At 32.4% G+C, this 1,765-nt stretch carries 1 protein-coding gene and 1 pseudogene; both read left to right on the top strand.

All coding sequences use genetic code 11. The features are described from left to right. Positions 1 to 4: 4 nt before the first annotated feature. Positions 5 to 1,291: a M28 family peptidase gene (locus tag ACTG3S_RS02020; protein WP_439127748.1), complete on the top strand. Its 1,287-nt coding sequence runs from the start codon at positions 5 to 7 to the stop codon at positions 1,289 to 1,291. After that, positions 1,245 to 1,765: pseudogene (locus ACTG3S_RS02025) on the top strand (hypothetical protein); the annotation flags it as partial. The gene ACTG3S_RS02020 and the pseudogene ACTG3S_RS02025, both read left to right, overlap by 47 nt.

Consider the following 1,765-nt stretch of genomic DNA (forward strand, 5'->3'; position numbering starts at 1 on the left):
AGTCATATCATTTGCACAGACAGATGCTAAAATTTATGATATAATAAATACAGTTTCTGCAGATAGAATAAAAGCAGACGTAAAAACTTTAACCGAATTTGGTACAAGAAATACGTTTTCAGATACCATTTCTAACACTAGAGGAATTGGTGCTGCTAGACGTTGGATAAAATCTGAATTTGATAAAATTTCTAACAACTGTGATAATTGTATCAATGTGTTTTATCAAAAAGATTTAGTAACCACTGAAATGAGCAGAAGAGTGCCTCATGATGCCTATGTTGTAAATGTTGTTGCCATACAAAAAGGAACCAAATATCCAAATAGATATATTATAATGAGTGGAGATATCGATTCTAGAAATAGTGATGGCTCTAACTTTACAAAGGATGCTCCTGGTGCCAATGACAATGCTTCTGGTATGGCAGGAACTATAGAAGCAGCAAGAGTTTTAAGTAAATATCAATTTGAAAGTAGTATCATTTATGTAGGTCTTTCTGGTGAGGAGCAAGGGCTTTTTGGAGGTGCAGGTTTGGCAAAGTATGCAAAAGACAAAGGTTGGGAAATTATAGGTATTTTAAATAATGATATGATTGGAAACATTGAAGGTGTAGATGGAGTTATAGATAATCGTTCTTTCAGGATTTTTAGTGAACCTGTGCCCGCAAACGAGACAGAAAGACAAAGAAGAATGCGCAGGTTTTATGGTGGTGAAGTTGATGGGATTTCGAGACAATTAGCAAGATACGTGCATAAAACCACTAAAACGTATATGCCAGAAATGAATCCGATGCTGATTTACAGATTAGATAGATTTGGTAGAGGTGGTCATCACAGACCATTTAACGACTTAGGTTTTGCAGGTATTAGAATTATGGAAGCGCATGAAAATTATACACAACAACACCAAGATATTAGAACAGAAAATGGTATAAAATATGGCGATACTTTTGAGCATGTAAACTTTCCATATGCTAAAAAATTAACCGCTGTAAATGCTATTAATTTAGCAAGTTTAGCATGGGCGCCAGCTGCACCAAAAGAAGTTGCTATTGGTGGTATTGTAGAAGCAAGTGCTAGATTAAAATGGAATAAAGTTGAAGGGGCAAAAGGTTACAAAATATATTGGAGAGATACAACATCGCCAACTTGGGATCATTCTAGGTATGTAGAATCTACCGAATTTACCTTAGAAGGTATTGTAATTGATAATTTCTTTTTTGGTGTTGCTGCAGTTGGTGAAAATGGGCATGAAAGTATGGTTGTTTTCCCTAATAAAATTTGGAGATAATTTGTTTTTAAGAGTTTTTTTTCTGAGTGTTTTATTTGTGTCTTGTGCTACAAAAAAAGAATACAAAAGACCTGGCTACATAAAATTTAAACAAGTTAATGATTCGATTTTTGTTGATATAAATAATAGGATATTATCCCCTACGTTTTTAACTATTGAAGATGTTAAAAATAATACAACAACTTTCATAGATTTCGAAAAACCAGATACCTTAAGTGTTTTAAAGTTTCATGTATCAGAAATAGATACAATTGGTATTGACAACAATTATAAGTTTAAATTACAATATGGTAGTTCTTACAATAGAACCTATGATACTTTATATAATTATAGTTTGCCTTTCTTAAAAGGAAAAAGATACAAAGTTTTACAAGGTAATAACGGAAGTTATAGTCATCGAAAAATAACTTCTAAATATGCCATTGATTTTAAAATGAATATAGGTCAAGAAGTTTGTGCAATAAGAGATGGTGT

It is taken from the genome of Polaribacter sp. (assembly GCF_965656025.1).
GTDB lineage: Bacteria > Bacteroidota > Bacteroidia > Flavobacteriales > Flavobacteriaceae > Polaribacter.